The sequence below is a fragment of the Pseudoalteromonas aurantia 208 genome (assembly GCF_014858725.1).
Lineage (GTDB): Bacteria > Pseudomonadota > Gammaproteobacteria > Enterobacterales > Alteromonadaceae > Pseudoalteromonas > Pseudoalteromonas aurantia.
The window spans coordinates 360,686-377,705 of record NZ_AQGV01000012.1 but is presented as its reverse complement, the minus strand read 5'-3'; the positions used below and the strand labels follow the sequence as shown (position 1 = coordinate 377,705).

General features: G+C 40.5%; 18 protein-coding genes. 1 reads left to right on the top strand and 17 read right to left on the bottom strand.

Features of this window, described 5'->3' with window-relative positions:
- Positions 1-102: 102 nt before the first annotated feature.
- The 17 genes from flhB to PAUR_RS05715 all read right to left on the bottom strand — a co-directional run bounded on the left by flhB (position 103) and on the right by PAUR_RS05715 (position 16,049).
- Positions 103-1,233 (bottom strand): flagellar biosynthesis protein FlhB, encoded by a 1,131-nt coding sequence (gene flhB, locus PAUR_RS05795; protein WP_192506859.1) that lies wholly within the window; start codon positions 1,231-1,233, stop codon positions 103-105.
- A gap of 1 nt (position 1,234) precedes the next feature.
- Positions 1,235-1,990 (bottom strand): flagellar biosynthetic protein FliR, encoded by a 756-nt coding sequence (gene fliR, locus PAUR_RS05790; RefSeq protein WP_225738295.1) that lies wholly within the window; start codon positions 1,988-1,990, stop codon positions 1,235-1,237.
- A 26-nt stretch (positions 1,991-2,016) separates the two neighbouring features.
- Positions 2,017-2,286 (bottom strand): flagellar biosynthesis protein FliQ, encoded by a 270-nt coding sequence (fliQ, locus tag PAUR_RS05785; protein WP_192506857.1) that lies wholly within the window; start codon positions 2,284-2,286, stop codon positions 2,017-2,019.
- 1 nt (position 2,287) lies between these two features.
- A complete protein-coding gene (fliP, locus tag PAUR_RS05780; protein WP_192506856.1) occupies positions 2,288-3,028 on the bottom strand; it encodes a flagellar type III secretion system pore protein FliP in 741 nt (246 codons plus the stop codon).
- Positions 3,021-3,416 carry a flagellar biosynthetic protein FliO gene (fliO, locus tag PAUR_RS05775; protein WP_192506855.1) on the bottom strand — a complete coding sequence of 132 codons (396 nt, stop codon included), beginning with the start codon at positions 3,414-3,416 and terminating at the stop codon, positions 3,021-3,023. The genes fliP and fliO overlap by 8 nt, the downstream gene beginning before the upstream one ends.
- Positions 3,413-3,811 (bottom strand): flagellar motor switch protein FliN, encoded by a 399-nt coding sequence (gene fliN, locus PAUR_RS05770; RefSeq protein WP_192506854.1) that lies wholly within the window; start codon positions 3,809-3,811, stop codon positions 3,413-3,415. Before fliN ends, fliO begins: the two co-directional genes overlap by 4 nt.
- Before the next feature lie 28 nt (positions 3,812-3,839).
- The gene (gene fliM / locus PAUR_RS05765; protein WP_192506853.1) at positions 3,840-4,934 is read right to left on the bottom strand and encodes a flagellar motor switch protein FliM; all 1,095 of its coding nucleotides are present in this window, start codon (positions 4,932-4,934) and stop codon (positions 3,840-3,842) included.
- Positions 4,935-4,946: 12 nt separating this feature from the next.
- Positions 4,947-5,468: a flagellar basal body-associated protein FliL gene (gene fliL / locus PAUR_RS05760; RefSeq protein WP_192506852.1), complete on the bottom strand. Its 522-nt coding sequence runs from the start codon at positions 5,466-5,468 to the stop codon at positions 4,947-4,949.
- Positions 5,469-5,525: 57 nt separating this feature from the next.
- Entirely contained in the window at positions 5,526-7,583 is a 2,058-nt protein-coding gene (locus PAUR_RS05755; protein ID WP_192506851.1) for a flagellar hook-length control protein FliK, read from the bottom strand.
- A 78-nt stretch (positions 7,584-7,661) separates the two neighbouring features.
- Complete coding sequence (gene fliJ / locus PAUR_RS05750; protein ID WP_192506850.1) at positions 7,662-8,105, bottom strand: flagellar export protein FliJ; 444 nt, start codon at positions 8,103-8,105, stop codon at positions 7,662-7,664.
- Positions 8,105-9,436 (bottom strand): flagellar protein export ATPase FliI, encoded by a 1,332-nt coding sequence (gene fliI, locus PAUR_RS05745; RefSeq protein ID WP_192506849.1) that lies wholly within the window; start codon positions 9,434-9,436, stop codon positions 8,105-8,107. The genes fliJ and fliI overlap by 1 nt, the downstream gene beginning before the upstream one ends.
- Before the next feature lie 21 nt (positions 9,437-9,457).
- On the bottom strand, positions 9,458-10,273 hold the full coding sequence (gene fliH / locus PAUR_RS05740) for a flagellar assembly protein FliH (RefSeq protein ID WP_192506848.1): 816 nt from the start codon (positions 10,271-10,273) through the stop codon (positions 9,458-9,460).
- A gap of 3 nt (positions 10,274-10,276) precedes the next feature.
- Positions 10,277-11,317: a flagellar motor switch protein FliG gene (gene fliG / locus PAUR_RS05735; RefSeq protein WP_010364930.1), complete on the bottom strand. Its 1,041-nt coding sequence runs from the start codon at positions 11,315-11,317 to the stop codon at positions 10,277-10,279.
- On the bottom strand, positions 11,310-13,022 hold the full coding sequence (gene fliF / locus PAUR_RS05730; protein WP_192506847.1) for a flagellar basal-body MS-ring/collar protein FliF: 1,713 nt from the start codon (positions 13,020-13,022) through the stop codon (positions 11,310-11,312). The genes fliG and fliF overlap by 8 nt, the downstream gene beginning before the upstream one ends.
- Positions 13,023-13,045: 23 nt before the next feature.
- A complete protein-coding gene (gene fliE / locus PAUR_RS05725) occupies positions 13,046-13,378 on the bottom strand; it encodes a flagellar hook-basal body complex protein FliE (protein ID WP_192506846.1) in 333 nt (110 codons plus the stop codon).
- Between the two features lie 167 nt (positions 13,379-13,545).
- Positions 13,546-14,943: a sigma-54-dependent transcriptional regulator gene (locus PAUR_RS05720; protein ID WP_192506845.1), complete on the bottom strand. Its 1,398-nt coding sequence runs from the start codon at positions 14,941-14,943 to the stop codon at positions 13,546-13,548.
- Complete coding sequence (locus PAUR_RS05715; protein WP_192506844.1) at positions 14,940-16,049, bottom strand: sensor histidine kinase; 1,110 nt, start codon at positions 16,047-16,049, stop codon at positions 14,940-14,942. Before PAUR_RS05715 ends, PAUR_RS05720 begins: the two co-directional genes overlap by 4 nt.
- Before the next feature lie 358 nt (positions 16,050-16,407).
- On the opposite strand from PAUR_RS05715, the gene PAUR_RS05710 reads away from it, so the two are divergent.
- Positions 16,408-17,013 carry a DNA-3-methyladenine glycosylase I gene (locus PAUR_RS05710; RefSeq protein WP_192506843.1) on the top strand — a complete coding sequence of 202 codons (606 nt, stop codon included), beginning with the start codon at positions 16,408-16,410 and terminating at the stop codon, positions 17,011-17,013.
- The last annotated feature ends 7 nt before the right edge of the window (positions 17,014-17,020 follow it).

Sequence of the window (17,020 nt, the reverse complement as noted above, 5' to 3'; positions counted from 1 at the left end):
CAAGTTATGCGCCATAAAGTTACTAACTCTAAATTTATAAGGTAATGATGAAAAATGTAGGGCATAAATAAATGTTACGCTTGTCTAAAAAAGCCGTGAAGTTTAGTGCTTCAACTCATTGGGAATAGGTAGATCACCATTAAGCTCTGTCGGTCGCTTGCCACGGCCCTTTTGAAAACGCTTTAACTGAAATACAAAAGCGAGTACTTGTGCTACGGCTGTAAACAATTGATCTGGTATTTGCTGACCAACTTCAGTGGTGTGGTATAAAGAACGTGTTAAGGCTGGTGATTCAACAATAGGCACTTCATTACCTATTGCGACCTTTCTAATTTGCATCGCCAACTCGTCAACCCCCTTGGCCAATACAATGGGTGCGCCTGCTTTTTCGGTATCATATTTTAACGCAACAGAATAATGGGTTGGATTGGTCACAATCACATCAGCATCTGGTACATCTTGCATCATTCTCCGTTGAGACATTTCCCTTTGAGTTCGGCGAATACGCGCTTTAATTTGCGGATCACCTTCAGAGTTCTTATATTCATCTTTGACCTCTTGTAAAGTCATTTTAAGCTGCTTGTGATGATTATAACTTTGGTATGGCGCATCAATGGCTGAAATAATAATTAACGTACAACTCAGGGCTAAGAACATCCATGCTAATATCTCTAATGCGTGAATGATGCTACTTGGGATTTGCTCAACACTTAAATGCAAAATTTCATAAAAAAAAGTATTAATCAGATAAATCGCAAATCCAGCAACCAACACGAACTTTAACAATGCCTTTATCAGCTCAACGCCAGCCTGTGGCCCAAGGATTCTCTTTATTCCTTTTGCCGGTGACATCTTACTGGCTTTAGGCGCCGCTGCCTGCCAACTAAAGTTAAAGCCGCCTAGTAAAGTATTACCAACAATAGCGGCTATTACAATGATAAAAACAAACATAGACATTGGGAAAATAAGCTCGGAAAACATCTCCCCCCATATAGAAAACATCTTGGTTGTATCATATGTTTCGTTACGATTTAAGCTTAATGCTCGACCCATGATATTATACAACCCCTTACCTATACCGGGTCCATACAATAATAATGATATCGCTGAAAAAATGAGTACGAACGTGGTCCCAAGTTCTTTAGAACGAGCTATTTGCCCTTTCTTACGAGACTCATCTATTTTTTTCCCCGTGGGTTCTTCTGTTTTTTCTTGTCCTGAATCTTCTGCCATATTACACCGTACAACCGATCAAATTGCACATTAGTTCAACTGTTTTAAGCCATTGAAACTCGTACTGTACAATAAAGTTTCCTAACGTAGCCCAAATAATAGTAAGGCCTGCAACAAGCGTAAATGCAAAACCAACTGCAAATATATTCATTTGTGGTGCGGCTCGGGTCATAATGCCAAATGAAATATTAATAACCAGCATCGCCGTCAATGGCGCTAAAGATAATGCCAATGCTGTGGTAAACATCCAGCCACCCCAATTAATTATTTGCCAATAATTATCAACAATCCACCACTGCTCATTAATAGGAAATGTTTCAAAACTAAACACCACCATTTGAATCATCATCAAATGACCATTAAAGACAAAAAAAAGTAAAGTAGCCAATATCAAGTAAAATTGACCAACCGCAGGAACACTCAAGCCATTTGCAGGGTCAACCACTGAAGCAAAACCAAGGCCTGTTTGCATGGCTAAAATCTGCCCAGCAATAATAAATGTATTGAGTAAAAGGAGGGATGCAAAACCAATCGCAATACCAATAATCATTTGTTGGATCACAACAAAGATCATCGAAAATGAAAATAGGTCGGTAAATTGGGATGCTGGTAACGCTGGGACAACAGCAAAAGTAACAGTGACAGACAGTCCTAACTTTATTCTTGTTGGCACACTTTGCGCCCCCAACCCTGCCATAACCATGATCATCGAGCTAATACGAACTAAAGGCAGCAGGAAGTCACTTAACCACTGCATAACAATTGTTATAGGGAAATCCACTGCTAGCCCGCAACTTCAGGAATTAATAAAACCAAACCTTTGAAATAGTCCATCAACTCTTGTGTTAACCAATGACCACCAGCAATTAAAGCTAAAATAGTGACTATTAAACGCGGCAAGAAACTCAACGTCTGTTCATTAATTGATGTAGCAGCCTGGAAAACAGCAACTACGATTCCGATAGATAAGCCAGGAAGTACAATTGCTGCAACTAACTTTATTACTAAAAACAATGCATTACTTAATATGTCAACAAATACTTCTGGTTCCATACTACGTCCCCAGTCCAAAGCTCCGAGCTAGCGTGCCCATAACCAAGCCCCAGCCATCAACAAGTACAAAAAGCATGATCTTAAACGGTAAAGACACTATCATAGGTGAAAGCATCATCATACCCATTGCCATCAAGACACTGGCAACCACTAAGTCCACAATGAGAAATGGGATAAAAAACATAAAACCTATAATAAATGCCGTTTGTAATTCACTCGTTACGAAAGCAGGAATAATCACAACAAATGGTGTGTCTTCTGGCGCATTCAAGTTATCGTAACCAGCTATTTTTGCGAAGGTTTCTAAATCCTTTAAACGGGTTTGCGATAACATAAATGCTTTTATCGGTTCCTTTGCTTCAGTGAGCGCTTGCACAGACGTCAATTGTTCATTCAAATACGGTTGTACTGCTTTATCATTTATCTGACCAAAGATAGGTGCCATAATAAAAAATGTTAGGAACAATGACATACCTAACAATATTTGATTTGATGGTGATTGCTGAAGGCCTATAGCCTGACGCAGTATAGCAAGCACTATAATAATTCTTGTAAAGGAGGTCATCATAATAACTGCTGCAGGAATAAAACCCAACGCAGTCATGATTGCCAGTACTTGCAATGTCACAGAGTACTCTTGTGAGCCATCTGGATTAGTAGTCACACTTAATGCACCGATCCCTTCAGCACTCACATAAGGTGTAAACAATAGTAAAAGTACTATCACTAATAATCTAATCATTTGGTGTATTCTTATTCTCGGGCGTAAAAAATCGGCTTAGTTCTTTTGCAAACACGGGGCTACTTTGCTCGTCGAGTGGTTTGTCTAATTGATATAGATAATTAATATTTTGCGGTGTAACCCCAAGTAAAAGCTGTTTATCATCAATTTCTATAACCAGTAAGCGCTCTCTAGTCCCCAAAGGGAGGCTTCTAATCACTTTGAAATCAGTGTTATTACCAATATTGGGATTTAACTTTTTCAGAAAAAACCCTAACCCAATGATCAACAACAACACCATCAAAAGAGACAAACCAACTGACACTAGCTCTGAACTGAAGCCCGAGGGCTGTACAGCAGTATAAGCTACACTTGGGTATAAACTAATTGCAAATAAAAAATGTTTCATCGTAATTTTTTTATGCGTTCAACTTGGCTGATAACATCCGTTAGACGAATACCAAACTTGTCATTTACTACAACAACCTCTCCATGTGCAATAAGAGTACCATTAACAAGTACATCTAGAGGCTCACCAGCGACTCTGTCGAGCTCTACAACTGAGCCTTGGTTTAATTGTAATAAATTACGGATATTAATTTTAGACCTCCCCACTTCCATAGAAATAGTCACTGGTATGTCTAAAATGGTATCTAGTTTTCGGGCTTCATCGGCTGACAAGTTACCTGATGCATCTGTTAACTCATCAAGCTCTGCTAACTCAGGCTCTCCACCTTGATCCGCATCATCAGCCTCTGCTAATGCCGCAGCCCACTCATCCATTGTATCTTGGTCATCACTCATACTATTAAAACCTTTATTAAATCAATTATCACCAATCTAAATCTACGCCATCAGATAAGTGCAAATCTTCTTCTAATTCAGCCAGCTCAGCATCAGAGTCAAGTTTCTTTCCACCTTTAGTAAAGACATGCAACTCTGATTTCACAGATTCTGGACGTTTAATTTTCTCGCTGATCTGCAGCGCTATATTGTCTCTTGAACGACCCATTTTTGCTCGATATGTTGGTAGCTCTTCAATAAATACCGTTATATGCTCTGGCATTTCAACCGGGATCACATCCCCCGTTTTCAACCCCATAATTTGTTCAAGGGATAAATCAACCTCAAGAAGTTGTGTTGATAACTCAACCTCAACGTCCATAATCTCATCTCTGAGCGCTTTACTCCATCGTAAGTCGGTATCTTCAGTGTCTGATTGCACACCCGCATCAAGGAGTTCACGAATCGGCTCTAACATAGAGTAAGGTAGGGATATATGGAAGTCGCCACCACCACCATCGAGCTCAATGTGAAAAGAGCTAATAACAACCACTTCCGTAGGGCTCACAATATTTGCCATTGCTGGGTTTACTTCTGAGTCTAAATACTCAAACGAAACATCCATTACAGGTGCCCACGCTTCTTTATAATCTTCAAAAATAATCTTTAGCAGCATCTGAACGATACGTCGTTCGGTTGGGGTAAATTCTCGACCTTCAATTTTAGCGTGATAGCGACCATCACCACCAAAAAAGTTATCCACTAAAATAAAAACAAGTCTAGCTTCCATGGTGATAAGACCTGTACCCTTCAAAGGTCGAAAACGCACCATATTCAAGCTGGTTGGTACAAATAAGGTATGTATATATTCACCAAATTTGAGCATTTGCACACCGTTTATCGATACTTCTGCTGTACGGCGCATCATATTAAACAAGCTAATTCGCATATGGCGAGCAAAACGTTCGTTCACAATCTCAAGGGTTGGCATACGCCCACGAACAATACGATCTTGCGATGAGAAATCGTACTGTAGCGCATGAGAGGACTCACCTTCTTCACCTTCAACAACTTCTTCTTCTTCAACTTCATCGACACCGTGCAATAGCGCATCAATTTCGTCTTGAGATAATAAATCACTCACCGTAGGACTCCATTACTGCATCACAAAGCCAGTAAATAATACACGCTCAACAACTTTACTACCCTCGACACCTTCCATTGCAGCCTGTACTTTATCTAAAGCAGTTAAGCGTAACGTTTCTTTTCCAGCACTAGTACTCAATTCATCTGCCGTCGTAGTTGAAAATACACTTAGCAGGGTCCCTTCTATCAAGGGTATATGCTTTTTAGCAATTTCTTCATTCCCATCACCACGAACCAATAACTGCACTTTTATCTGCACTATACGATCTCGGCTTGCGCCCGGTACATTAAAAACAAAAGGTCTCGGCATCGCAACATATAGTGCACTGCCGGTTTCAGCCGCTGAACTAGGCTCAGGCGCTTCAACAATTGCTGTTTCTTCCTCGAGTGTTTCCGCTGGTTCATCCGAGCCAGACATTAAGAAAAATCCAACTACGCCACCTAAGATAACCACAACTGCGGCTATAATAATAATCAGCTTTTTTTTACCGCCACCAGCTTCTTCTATCTCTAAATCTGTTTCTTCTGCCATACCAATCCTTAAAAGTGATATAAAGTCACAAGGTTTCTTTATATATCATAGCAGTTGTTAGGCATAGTAATCTATTCCTGACCCTTCATCTGCTTTACTATTCATCAATTGAGCGGTATTTTGCGCCTCGTCATGGTTATTGGCAAGTCTAGAATTCCCTTCTTGTTGATTATTCTCGCTTTGTTCATCCCGTTGACCTTGATCCTCTTGCTGAATATTACTCTCCCCCAATTCAATGCCTTGTTCAGCCAACATCTCTTTTAGCTTTGGCATTGACTGCTCAAGAGCTTCTTTAGCCTGCTGATTTTGAACGACAAAATTTACTTGAGCTTGTTCAGCATCACTTCTAATACGAATTTGCATACTGCCTAACTCTGGTGGATCTAATCGAACTTCAGCTTCTTTATTATTCAAGTTCAACATCATCGATACCTTCTCTTGAAGCACTTTTGCAGCATCATTTCGAGCAACATTTATCGCTTGCTGTATCTCTGGATCCATCACCACTCGGCCTGATAAGAGTGATGTTTGATTTTGATTTGACACTTGTTGCCCCTGTATAGAATCTAATACTTGCACCGGGCTGTTATAATCAACAAAATCTGTATTGTTCACGCTATGTGGTGCTACAGGTTGCACAATAGCTTTAAATAGCTGTTCAACTTGAATATTGGATACTGGTTTTCTAGGTGCATTTATTTCTGCTGTATCTATATTATCAGCGGCTGCTTGATCTTTAATTACTGCCTCTTTCACTGCATCTTCTTGCAAGACTTTCAATTCACTACTTCGGTATCCACCGCTTTCAGATTGAGGAACCCGAGAAGTGATGCTCTCAAGTACTGAGCTTAATTTAGGCTGATTCTCATACCTTACAGCATTAAGTGGGTTATCCGAATCCACCACATCACCTTCACTTATTTGTATTTCTATCTGCGGTGCTTTTATATTGCGCTCATTGTTCATAAATTGAAGTGCACGCTGTGCATTTTCTTTCGCCTCAGGCGACAAAGTGTTGCTATTTATGGCCTGCTGTAAAGCAAGCTGAAGTGACTTTTTCTCATTACTATTAAGTTGCTCAATATGTGTTTTGAGCTGCAAATCTTTTTCTAGAAGCGGTGTTTTATCTTTCTGTTGAGTCACCGTAGGCTGCTCATTCACCTCCTCTTTCTTTATGAATCTACTATCTATTGCGTTGTACTTTGTATTGCGACTCGATTGTCTATCCATAGGTACTTCAGCACTCTCTTGATTCAGGTCTTCCTCTGTCGGTTTGTTCTCTTCTGTTTGTGAAGCTTTATTAATCAATGTCGGGTCTTTTCTGGCTATGTCATTATTTGCCTGAGATGACAACAAAACAGGTGTACTTTTATCCAGTTTATTATCTTTATAGCCCGACTCTATATCCTTAAGCGCTTTATCCACATCAGACGCTTTTGTGATCTGTGTATCACCACTTGTCACTGTGTCATTTTTTGTACCTTTAGATATTAATTCCGCTTTATTAGTAAACAAAAGCTGATCATCTGATTCTTTCTCATTCTTTAAATTTCCCCCAATCTGTTGTTCTGGCTTGGCATTTTTTGAAGCATTCATTTGCTCCATTGCCTGTGCAACTTGAGACAGTTTTGAATACTCTGGGGTGGTCGGTTGTGTGTAACTTTTTACTGATGTACTTTGCTGTTGTGCAGCATTAATTTGCGCTAGGAAATCACCGTCACTATTGTTGGCTGTAGACTTAACAACCTCTTTTGCATCTGGCTCTACAATAATATCAGAATTGGCTTTAGTAGAAGAGCTGGCTTCATCAGCAGAGGAATTGACTTCGGCTTTATTGTCACTCGTATTAATATCACCTGTTTTACCAACCGTTGTAGGAATTTCATACTCTTTGCTTCTCGTCAGCAACTCTTCTTTTGGCTCTTTACCATTTCTTAACTTAGGTTTATTCTCTGGAATCTCTTTTGAGTCATAAGACGAGGCATACTCTTCATATCTACTCAATTCGTTTGCAAATTCTTCATTAGCTACCGCTGCATCTTTTCGCTCTTCGTATTTGACTTTCTCTGAATACTCAGAGTTGAGTATAGCTAAATCTTGTTTCACATTGAGCATATAATCACCTTTTACATAACGGCAAAACCACGCCGTTCACATTAATAACTTATAAGAACAAGCAAATAACAAGCCAATCTAGCTTGCTTTACGTCGCACAAACTGATTTGTTGCAAACTCATCTAACATAGCCTGCTCAGCTTTATTTAATCGCTTCTGCTTTTCCAAAGCTCTTTTATTAATAAGCATTTCAATTGCTTTTGCTTTTACTTGTTGAGCTAGCCAAATTTTTTTCCGCTGCTCAACAACTTGTTGTGCCGTCATAACTGTCGAGGCTTGCTGTTTTATGGCATCTTCAATTTTTTTAATAAATGATTGATATTGATTAAAGCCACTGGTTTGCAATCCCGCTAACGCTTTCAAATGAAGCTGCTGAGTATATTCAAGACGAAAATCATTCAAACCTTTGAGCTTTTGCTGATTAATGCTCAGGTGCTGTTGAGCTTGACTATAATTAACTCTTAGTTTTTCTTCTTTTTCACTTTCAAGCTTATACAGGAGTGCCAATTTATCTGTCGCCATTAGCCTTGCCCCAATAATTGTGCAAGCCCTTGCAAACATTCATCATAATTGAGCACATCTTTCATGCCTTGTTGTAAGAATGTATTCACTGTCGGCATCATGGTGATCGCTTGATCTAACATTGGATCACTGCCTTTTTGGTAAGCACCAAGTGTTATCATGTCTTTGTTTTGTTGATACATAGAGTAAACTTGTTTCAACACTCGTGCTTGTTGCATATGACTCTCAGACACCACTTGTGGCATAACTCGACTGATCGACTTTTCAATATCAATTGCAGGATAATGACCACTATCGGCAAGCTCTCGTGATAAAACAATATGACCATCTAGAATCGCACGCGCGGCATCTGCGATAGGATCTTGCATGTCATCACCTTCACTTAAAACCGTAAAAAATGCCGTGATTGACCCTTGCCCTTCACCGCCATTACCAGCTCTTTCTACTAAAGCTGGCAACTTAGCAAATACTGAAGGCGGATAACCTTTAGTGGCTGGAGGTTCTCCAACCGCTAATGCGATTTCACGTTGCGCCATCGCATACCGGGTTACTGAGTCAAGTAATAACAAAACACTTAACCCCTGATCTCGAAAATATTCCGCGATTGTGATTGCACTCTCACAACCTTTCAATCTCATCAACGGGGATGCATCCGCTGGTGCTGCAACTACAACGGAACGCTTTCGTCCCTCAGCACCTAATATTTCGTCAATAAACTCTTTTACTTCTCGACCACGTTCGCCGACTAAACCAACCACGATAACATCGGCTTCACTGCCACGCGTCATCATGCCCAAAAGTACCGACTTACCCACTCCACTTCCTGCAAATAGGCCCATTCTTTGTCCTTGACCCACAGTGATAATTGAGTTGATAGCCCTAACACCGACATCCATTGGCTCCTTGATTGGTCGCCTTGCTAATGGATTGATCGGTTCTTGAGCAAATTTTAACGTTTCTTGTGTATCAACCGAGCCTAAACCATCCAATGGACGACCAAGCCCATCAACCACTCTACCTAGCAACCCCATCCCAACTGGCAACCCTGTTTCATTCAATTGCGGAATAACGCGTGCGCCAGGTAATACCCCTGAAATATGGTCATTTGGCATCAAGTACAACGTATCATCGTTAAAACCAATTACTTCGGCATCGACAAAACCACGAATTGTTTCAATTTTACATTGACTTCCCACGGGTGCGATTAATCCTTTAGCTTCCAGTGTTAGCCCTACAACACGTGTTAGACTGCCTGCTACTGGCACGGAGAATTGCGGTATGTGATCTTGATAGCGAGCGATCCGCTCTGCGAGAGTATTGGTTTGGCTCATCCGGTTACGTGATTCTGAATGTTAGATATCACTATCATGCAAGAATTTATCCAAAATTTCTCGCATGCGTGTTTTTAATGTCATATCAATCGATGACTGCACCGTTTTAACCTCACACCCTCCTCTAGCCAAAGTCGGTTCGGGTGTTAATTGCCATTGTTGTTTAGATAACTCTTCCTCTCCGTAGGCTTGCTTAACCAGCTCAAGATCTTCAGGGTGTAAATGCACCTTCACATTTTGCTGCACGATAGGCAACGCATCCATCGCTTTTTTCAACGCCAATAAAACTACATCAGGGTTTAATTTTACTTCTTGAAAAATAACCGCTTCCGCCAATAAATTGGCAAGAAAAACCAGTTGCTTTTCACACGCTTCGTCAACCAGTCTCAGGGGAGAATTTAAATCGCTCACTAACTGAGATAACACCTGTAGTTTCTCATCTATCAATGGTTGTGCATCATCCAGTCCTTGTTGCTTACCAATTTCAACCCCCTCTTTATAACCAGCGTCTTTTCCTTCTGTCACTCCTTTATCAAAGCCATCAATATAACCTTGTTCATGACCTTGCTTTATCCCTTCTTCATAAGCGTCTTGACGAATTTGCTCAAGCTCTTCCATTGTTAATGTCGGAAATTCAGGCTCATGTGCTTGCGGCTCTGCATTCACTTTCTCTTCCGGTTTTTGGAACACCTCTTCCAAAGGTTGACCAAAAGCTGTTGAACGACCGGCATATTTCCTAGGGTCATCAGCAACATCAGGGATCGGCCAGTTTTTTAGCAACTCATCTAATGCCTCCCCCTCAACAGGCCGCCCTTTATAAAACTTTGGATCACTCATGATTTACAAGAACTCCTCACCGCCACCACCGCCTAGCATAATTTCACCGGAATCAGCTAATCTTCTGGCCGTTGAGAGTACTTCTTTTTGAGCGGCTTCCACTTCACTTATTCGCACAGGAGGCATTGCCTCTAAGTCATCAGCCATCATCTCGGCAGCCCGCTTCGACATGTTGGCCAAAATCTTATCTTTGAGTGCATCATCAGTGCCTTTGATAGCTTTCATCAACACATCTTGTTGAACTTCACGAAGAATCGCTTGAATACCTCTGTCCTCCACATCCAATAGATTCTCAAATACAAACATTAAGTCTTGGATCTGCTGTGACATCTCTTCATCATGCTCACGTATAGAGTCCATTAATTGTCCTTCAACATTGGTATCTAGATAATTCATAATATCCGCGGCCGCTTTCAAGCCACCCATTTTAGCTGCTTGTGCGCCCGCTTGACCGGCAAACTGTTTCTCCATAATTTCATTTAGTTCTTGTAAAGCGGCCGGCTGAACTTCTTCTAAGTTAGCAATACGCATAGTCAAATCTAAACGAACCTTCTCCGGGAATTGAGACAAAATCTCCGCCGATTGCTCTGGTTCTAAGTATGACAAAACAATGGTTTGGATCTGAGGGTGCTCATTTCGAATTATATTCGCAACTTGCTTTGAATCCATCCACTTGAGTGAATCCAAACCTTTAGCACCCGAACCCATGACAATTTGGTCAATCAAACTCGCCGCTTTATCTTCACCCAATGCAGCTGTTAATGCTTTACGAATAAAATCTTCTGATTGGAAGCCAATAGTACTGAAACTCTGTATTTGTTCAATAAACAGATTATGTACAGCACTAATCTTAGATTGAGATAAATCATCTAATGCAGCCATCGACATACCGACTTTTTGTACTTGCTTTGGCTCAAGGTGCTTCAGTATCTGAGCTGCATCTTCTTCAGTAAGGCTCAATAATAAGATTGCAGCTTTATCAACACCATCAAGTTTTTCAACATCAAAGGTTGCCGGTAATTGTTTTTGTTCTTCATCAGTCATCTTCTGTTAACCACGCTTTCACTACTTGTGAGGAGAGTTCTGGCTCATTAGCTACTAAAGCTCGTACTGCTTTAAGTAAGTCTTCATCGCCATGTAAGTCTGGTAATTGTAATGTACCATCCGACGAGAAACCAACAGCAGCTGAATCAAAGTCGTTATTTAACATATCTAACGTGCTATCGCCTAAGTCAACACCTGAAGTTAATGAATCTTCATCAAACTCTTCTAATGTATCATCTGGGTAAATCAGGCGCTTCAACATCGGTCTTACAACCGCTAGAATTAGCACAATAATAACCAATGCTCCCATCACAAGACGCATTGTTTTCATAAACCACTCTTGTTCCCACAAAGGTAATTCAGCAGTTTCTAAAATGTCTTCTCGCACAAACGGCACTGTCACAACTTCAAGCGCATCACCACGCTGCATATCAAACCCGACACCACCTTGTAGTAACCGTCTTATATTATTTATTTCTTCTTGGCTTCTCGGCGCCATAGTTACGGTGCCCTCGGCATCTGCTTTAGCCAAATAATCAACCGCAACTGAAACACTGATCCTGCGTATAACACCACTTTGTTGGCGCTTATGGCTAATCGTGGTATCTAGTTCATAATTACGTGTTGCTTCTTTATGTGTTCTACTTGGGTTTGCATTATTACGCCCATTGCCTTGTCCAGCAACTTCAGGAATATTTGAATTAACAGGAGGCTGATTCGTCAACGCACCAGGGATCCCTACAGCAAGCCCTCCTATATTATTTTCTTCGAAGGTTGTTTCACTTCTCACGGCCGGTAAATCAGGGTTAAAGCGCTTTTGTGTTTCTTCAATGGCGCTAAAGTCCATTGTTAAGTCAACTTGCGCTGTAAATTTCCCTAGCCCAACTACTGGGATTAAAATACTGTCAATTTTTTCTAAGTACTCTTGCTCTCTTTTACGCTCTAAATCATACTCTTTACGAGAACGAGCAGCCAATGAATCTTGTGACCCGGAATTAAGTAGTCGGCCGTTTTGATTTGTCACAGTTACACGCGCCGGTTCAAGTCCTTGAACAGCTGAAGCGACAATATCAACAATAGCATCCACTTCTTCTCCACCCAGAGAACGGCCCCGTTTAAGCGTGATTACAACTGTTGCAGAAGGTTTTTTCTCCCTTCTTGCGAATACATTTTCTTTTGGGATAGCCAGTAAAACTTTTGCTCTGGTAATATCTTGAAGTTCTTCAATTGTGCGCGCAAGTTGCTGCTCGCGACCATGCTTTAAACGTTCTCTTTCTAATCGTTGGCTCACACCAAAACCCATATCTTGCATTAAAATATCGGTTCCAGAGCTTGGCGACTGAGTAAAGCCATCTCGTGCCATTTTGAGTTTAATATTCTGGTAGTCATTTTCAGCGACCATAATGGTGTTGCCATCTAACTCATATTCGACCTTTTGCGCATCTAAAAAGTCTAATGTTTGTACTAGCTCATCTGTTGGATACTGCCCTAAAGGGCGCATGTCTGGTTGGCGAGCCCAAATGATGATAAAAATTGCGATCGCTAAACAAATCGCCAATGCTATTACCAAAGTAACTTGGCGCAACATATCAACGCCACTTAACCCACTCAAATAGCCTGATTTCTGTTCTTGTTGGTCTTCAGATCCGCCATCGCCTACAGCGCCATCGGATAAAGCCAGTTCAGTTGATTGATTCGTTGCCACAGTTACTCTCCACTACCCAAAAATTATACTGGCATGCTCATGATTTCTTTGTACGACTCAACAAGCTTATTGCGAACTTGAACCGTTGCTTCAAAAGCAACAGAAGATTTTTGAGAGGCAATCATCACTTGAGAAAGAGAGACACTACGATCTCCCATCTCCATGGCCGTTACTTTAGATTTTGCATCTTTTTGTAAGCCACTTACAGTATTAATTGCATCAGATAGCAAATCACCAAATTGTGCAGAAGATGTAGCGGCACTTTGTACTGGCATAGTTGCATCAGGTTTATTGCGTGTCGCCTCGATAGCGAGTGACTGCATTTCTTGATATAAAGTATTAGGTTGAATATTCATGTGCTGATCCTGTAAATTTGTTACATACAGAATAAAGCATTAATCATGCCAACTAAATTAACATTGAAAATCAATTGTTTAAGTGTTTTTTTGATAGTGCCATATTATTGACAGGAGAAAAGCCAGGCAGCGCTGGCTTTCATTTACTAATAAAACTTTTAAATTAATCACGCCGGAAGAGCAATACCTAGATCTCGCATTTTAGCCAGCTTATAACGTAGCGTCCTCGGGCTCATACCCAGCACTTCAGCCACATCTTTACGCTTACCTTGATAACGTGACAACGTCTCCAAAATCATCTGATGTTCCTTATCTTGTAGTTCACTTTTATAATCAGTACTTTCGCTTTGGACGTCTACGTTATTAGAACGCTCTAACTGGTAGTTCAACTCCACACTCACCGTATTATCTATAAGTGTAGGTTCTGGTAAATCCATAGTTTCAGTGTTTTCAATAAAAATGTCTTGTGCGAATATCGTATTGCCCTGTAATAAAATGAGAGCTCGTTGTACAACATTATCTAGCTCTCGTACATTACCAGGCCAATTGTGAGTTAGCAGTTTTTTCTTAGCACCATCATCAATCACAGGAGTTAATTTCCCTGACTTACTGCAATGTCTCGCGACCAAGTGCTCCGCCAATACAATTATGTCACCAGTGCGTTGATGCAGCGGCTTCCACATAAGCGGAAATACATTAAGGCGGTAATAAAGATCTTCTCTAAATGTGCCTTTCGCTACTGCTTCTTTTAAATCTCGGTTACTCGTAGCTAATACGCGCACATTTAACTCAATGGTTTTTCTTCCACCTAATCTTTCAACTTCTCTTTCCTGTAAAACTCGCAGTAACTTTGCTTGTAGGCCCAATTCCATTTCCGTTATTTCATCTAACAAGATAGTGCCGCATTGAGCTTGTTCAAACTTACCTGGGCATGCTTGAATTGCACCTGTGAACGCCCCTTTTTCGTACCCAAACAAGGTTGCTTCTAGCATATTTTCAGGTATGGCTGCGCAATTAATAGCAACAAATGGTGAATCTACTCGGTCAGACTTATCATGAATATAACGCGCGAGTACTTCTTTACCCGAACCGCTTGGTCCTAAAACCATAACACTTGCATCTGACTTTGCAACTTTAGCTGCTAACTCCAAAAGCTGTAAACTTTGCGCATCTGCTACAATCGGACCATCTGTTTCTTTCGTTTTCTCTGGCATATAACGACTAACCATATTAAGCAAGACTTCTGGTGCAAAAGGCTTTGCCATATAATCAATCGCGCCTAAACGCATTGCTTCCACCGCGTCATCAATCGTCGCATAAGCAGTCATCATTAGTACAGGCAAATCAGGATAATTTAATTTGATGGTACGCAGTAAATCAATACCACTCATTGTCCCCATTTGAACATCACTCACAACCAACGAGAAACGTTGCTGTTTTAACAAAATTACGGCTTCTTCAGCACTTGCAGCTTCTACACATTCAAGTCCAGCCAATTGTAATGTGTCTAACAATGCTTCACGCAAGCCTGCATCGTCTTCAACGACTAATATAGAATGACTCATACAGCCTCCAATTGTTCCATATCAAATGAAATAGGTAACAACAAACTAAATTGTGCTCCCCCTTCCTCAATATTACTCACTTCGACCTTACCTTTATGAGAGTTTGCAACAGAGTTAACCACAGCTAAACCAAGCCCAGTACCTTGGCTCTTAGTAGTAAAAAATGGTTCAAATAGTTTACTTTTCAATGACTCATCAACGCCGGGACCATTGTCTGTTACAGAAATTCTAACTCTATCGGATCCGGGTTCTCGTTTAGCACTCACCACAACATGCGCATTACTTCCAATGATTTGAATACTGTTATGAATTAAATTTTGAATCGCACCGGCCAAAGCTGTCTTATTACCAACTATTGCAATATCTGGCTCTGGTAGCACCACATCTAATATACTTTCGTGCATCAATACCATCGCATCTGATCCAGCCTTAACTTCACTCAACAATTGCTGCATAGACACTGATTCAACAACTTGCTCCTCACCACTTTTAGCAAATAACAGCATATCATTTACTTGAGATTCTAAATCTTTAAGCCGTGACATAAGCTTCTCATGAAAACGTATTCGTGCAGTGCCTAACATTTTATTACTGCCCAAATTTGCGGCATAAAGCATAGCTGCTGATAAAGGTGTGCGTACTTGATGCGCTAAAGATGCCACCATCTTGCCTAAAGCGCTCAAACGTTGCATATGCGCCATTCTTGCTTGCAATTGTCGAGTTTCAGTGAGGTCGGTCATTAAGATAAGCTGCCCAGGTTCTGGGGTAAGCGCTGAGATATCTAGCTTAATCAAACGACCATCTTTAAGAGATACCTCATGCCCATCATCTTGTTTCGGGCAAAAAGAGCGTTGAATAATGTTAAACCACTTCTCTCCCTCTAGTGGCTCACCTAACATATCTATGGCGATTTGGTTGGCTTTAGCTATCATTCCTTGCCCATCTAGCACGATCACACCAGCAGGCATTGTGTCAACTAAATGACTTAGCCAACTCGCCTGTTGGCGTAGGTCACTCAACTCACCAACATAGGCCTCTTGTAACAAGCAAGGATTAAATTGCGACGGTGGAGTAAAGCTTGGATTTAAAATATGTGCTAAAGCCATAATAAAATTCTCAAATAAAAATTCTTAACATAGATGAAGCACACTTTATGCCAACTTTATTTTCATTTGTTTTCAATATATTACGTAAAAAAAGCACCAGCATTTTTTTGACGGTCACCATAAGCTTGGAAATACAAGTCATGCAGATGAAGTTCAGTATTAGGAAAAGGCCGTCGCTTTACAGATTCAAAGCATACCTATTCCTCTATATGTGGTATTTTATAATCAAAATGATAAAAACCAACGGACCGCAGTCAAAGCACTCTATCAATACCATGCCACTTAGATAAGTGATATGAAAAATGATGCGCGGAACCAACCTGTTAGTAGCATTATCTTGCTATTTCGGAGAGAGGATATGTGTACACGCTGTCTATGGGTAGACCAATCTAAGCCGGATTATATTGAATATCATGACTTGGAGTGGGGCGTACCCGTTATGGATGACCAAACATTGTTTGAATTCATTACACTAGAGTCCGCACAAGCGGGGCTTAGCTGGTATACCATTTTAAAAAAACGTCAAGGTTATAAAAATGCATTTCATCAATTTCGAGTTGAAGATGTTGCACTAATGACGGAAGCTGATGTGGAGCGTTTATTATGTAACACCAATATTATTAGAAATAGGCTAAAAATACGCGCTACCATCAATAATGCGCAAGCATTTATTAAAGTTCAGCAAGAGTTTGGCAGCTTTGCACGTTATCAATGGCAATTTGTGAACTTCAAAGTTATTGTTAATGATATTGCAAGCAAAGAAGGTTACCTTGCAACGAGCGATATCAGCATTATATTTGCTAAAGATCTAAAAATGCGTGGATTTAAATTCCTAGGTCCGACTACAATATATGCGCATATGCAGGCTTGTGGAATGGTCAATGACCATGATAATGCTTGCTTTAGAAAGCAAGAAATTATTAACACTTACCAAAATTTAGATATAAAACAACGCTTAGCCTAATCAGCGC